A 3,573-nucleotide genomic window follows, 5' to 3' on the forward strand; every position below is an offset into this window, starting at 1 on the left:
AAACTGTTTATATTCATACGTTTTAAAAATGAAGAGTAATTAAGAGTTTTGAAGGTTTTGCGAAATCCCCGGCAGGTGATACAGCAACATAACCAAGACTAAAGTCTTGAAGGTTGAAAACGGAGGGAACACTTTAGTGTTGAATTATTATTTCTTTTTTAAAAACCGCTCTACCATTGTCATTTATAATTAAGAAATATACACCACTTTCAATATTGGCAACATTTAACTGTTGATGATATTCTTCTGACTCTTCTTCATGGACTACTTGTATTTTTTGACCTGTGGAAGCATGAATCATTTCAATATCTAATTCATCGTTTTCTCCCAAGTTGTATAATTCAATATTTAAAATAGTTCTACATGGAATGGGGTAAACATTTAGTACTCTGTCATCCATTAAATGAGATGATACATTGATCAACTGCGTCCATGATTGCTCTTTACCATCAAAGTCTCTCTCTATCAGTTTGTAGATATGATTACCATAGCTTACTTTTCGGTCTGTATACTCGTATTTTAAAACTGTATTTGAATTACCTCCTGCCTTTATCTTTTTTAGTTGTTTAAACTTTTTCCCATTGTTATCTGATACCAGAAGAATAAATTCTTTAGAATTTTGTTCAGAAGCTGTTTCCCATAGAAGGGTCACATTGTTTTCATTTACCTCACCTTTGAAAAATATCAGGTTGACTGGAAGTGCTTTACCCGCTTCAGTATGTGGGGCGTAAGTAAGAATCATATCTTTTATATTCTGAGGTATTTTATCTTTATTATTTTCCGTAATTCTTGAAACAGAAGCACCGTGTCCAACAAAAAAATGAGAATCTGTTTTAGTATTTTCTCCAAAATAATGATGGCTTTGATCTCTCCCTATAATATCATTATTTATAGATGCATTACCATGACGACCTCCATAAACACTTTGGGTTTTAATGATATCTCCTAAAACCACTAAGTTTGATTTTGGTGAAGCATTATACTGTACTGCTCCATTTGTAGTTAAATTCTTTTGAACCAATATATCACCTGATACAATGACTGTATCTCCAGAAGCAACAAAAAAGTTCCTGTAATGTCCTCCGTGTATTGTTTGAGAACCTGCATGTGCATCAATAACCAAAAAGCTGATTATTGATAAAATGATCATCGTAAACCTCATATTAAATAAATCTAATAGCTAAGTAAAGTTGAAAAGGAATTTCAGTTATTCAATCGTTTATAACTGCTCCTCAAGTTAAACTTCCTTGGAATTCTACTTAGGTCACTTACATCAAAAAAATGTTGTAGTAATACCTAACAAACAGCAGTTTATACAACTACTTCTTCTACTAAATAAATCTATTTCTGATATATATTGATATAGTTTACGCTTCAACCATAATTATTGTAATAATATCCTAGAATAAGGATAAATTACTTCACTTTATAAATAAAAACCGATGTACAGCTTACCATTTTTTCTCCTAATTAAGTAAAGATCAAATAATATTTTTTTATAAAAACAGTCAACAACAAAACAATACATAACACTAATAAACAGACCATTAATAAGCTTATTTTAATAATACTGAATATTAAATATCACTTAACAAGTAAAAGTTTTTTAAAGTTTTTTTTTGCAGATGATAATTTTTAAACATATAATTGCGTAGAATTAAACTTATAAAAGTTATTATAGAATGTTTTTAAGACAACAAACATATACCCTGTATGTAATGGAGGATCTTTCCTTTGATCCATCCCAGTTGTTGGCATTTTCATAATTCTGTACCCTTAGCTGCCGGTGATCCAACTTGGCGGTTTTCTTTTCATAATTTCTTGCACCTTTTTATTTGCGGTTAATTTCCAAAGGAATAATTGTGACTGTTTACCTATAGTTTTCTATTCGTAGCACTTACCACATACTATCTCCTCTTGAGGTTCATTAATCATAAATGGTGACCTATATAATACACATTACACATACCACATATTTTACAAACACACATTTTATGGAAACTATTAAGTTACTAACCGTTCGTTCGGAAATTGCTGCAGGTACAAGAGGTGCAGGAATGGGAATCGATGCACTAATTGTTGCTAGTTTAGATCAAAAATCAACTTTCTTCAAAGAACACAAGGTACAGAACATCGACGATGTCAATAATATTTTATTCAACAACAATGATTACCCTGAAGCAAAACACATTGATGGGGTTTTCACAATGTTGAACAGAGTGAGCAATCACACTTACGACACACTAAAAAGCGGTGAAACTCCTGTGATTTTGGCAGGTGACCACTCTACCGCTGCAGGAACAATCTCAGGTATTAAGAAGGCTTTTCCTAATCAGAAATTGGGTGTAATCTGGATTGATGCTCACGCAGACTTCCACTCTCCATATACTACTCCATCAGGCAATATGCACGGCATGCCTTTGGCGATGGTTTCAGGAATTGACAACAAAGAAAATGCTGTTAATGAGCCGTCTAAAGAAACTGTAGCGTATTGGGAAGATATCAAAAAAGTAGGTACTACATCTGCTAAGATTGATCCTTCAGATGTTGTATTTATCGGGGTTAGAGACACAGAAGGTCCTGAGAATGAAATCATGAAAAAACATAACATCCGCAATATCACTGTGGATGAAGTGAGAGAAATGGGAACTCAGGCCGCAGCAGATTTAGCCTTAAATAAGTTGACGGATTGTGATATGATTTATATCTCATTTGATGTAGACAGCATGGACCCTTCGATCAGCCGTGGTACAGGTACTCCTGTTGAACATGGATTGACAGTGGAGGAAGCAAAAGATTTGAATACTATTTTAGTGAGCAATGAAAAAGTGGTTTGCTGGGAAATGGTAGAGGTAAACCCTACTTTGGACCGTGACAACATTATGGCCAATAATGCATTCAGAATCCTTAATGAAACTGTTGAGGCGATTAAAAAGAAATCGTTATTGATGGTTGGATAAATAGAACTTAGTTGAATCTTTTTTAAGGTTCACAATCTATATTTTGGGCATTTACTTTTTAATATGAAGTGAATGCCCATTTTTTATTCTTCATTCAAAAAATGCTTTTACCAGCACTTAAGTTCTAGGACAAATGAAATAGGATAAAATACCATGCACCACTGAAGTCATGGGCTCATGGGAAGCTGTCCCATTTTTCAACTTTCATTATAAACTCGATATGTCTCAAAGATTTATAGGTTTTTTATCCATTTAATGTAGATAAGTCAAATAATAAAATCAAAAGTTGAGCAGTGAGTTATCTTCCCAAAAACCCATAATTTCAATTATGGGTCTACAAAACACCCATTTTCCTCTGTCCTAGTACTTAAGTACTGGGACAAAAGAAATGGACATTTTATCTTATCTTTTTTATCCTACTCTTCGTTAGATTTTTATCGCGTAGCTACGGCTATGCTCTGCAAATCTCCCTCGATTAGAATAAAAAATCTAAGTATATGACAAAAATTGATTGAACAGCATTTCTAGCTGTTCATAAAATTTATTTTGTAGGCATTGAGAAAGTTTCTCTAAGCCATATTTAAATAAACTTTTGGCTTTCCTTCCATGAGAT

General features: G+C 33.1%; 2 protein-coding genes. One reads left to right on the forward strand and one right to left on the reverse strand.

Annotated features, from left to right (window positions below):
• Positions 1 to 133: 133 nt before the first annotated feature.
• A complete protein-coding gene (locus HHU12_RS33295; RefSeq protein ID WP_169661040.1) occupies positions 134 to 1,150 on the reverse strand; it encodes a T9SS type A sorting domain-containing protein in 1,017 nt (338 codons plus the stop codon).
• An 844-nt stretch (positions 1,151 to 1,994) separates the two neighbouring features.
• On the opposite strand from HHU12_RS33295, the gene rocF reads away from it, so the two are divergent.
• Positions 1,995 to 2,960 (forward strand): arginase, encoded by a 966-nt coding sequence (rocF, locus tag HHU12_RS33300; RefSeq protein ID WP_169661041.1) that lies wholly within the window; start codon positions 1,995 to 1,997, stop codon positions 2,958 to 2,960.
• Positions 2,961 to 3,573: the final 613 nt, after the last annotated feature.

This window comes from Flammeovirga aprica JL-4, assembly GCF_012844305.1.
Lineage (GTDB): Bacteria > Bacteroidota > Bacteroidia > Cytophagales > Flammeovirgaceae > Flammeovirga > Flammeovirga aprica.

Coding starts and splice junctions, on each gene's coding strand:
- rocF (WP_169661041.1), top strand. CDS start 1,995: ATGGAAACTATTAAGTTACTAACCGTTCGTTCGGAAATTGCTGCAGGT.
- HHU12_RS33295 (WP_169661040.1), bottom strand. CDS start 1,150: ATGATCATTTTATCAATAATCAGCTTTTTGGTTATTGATGCACATGCA.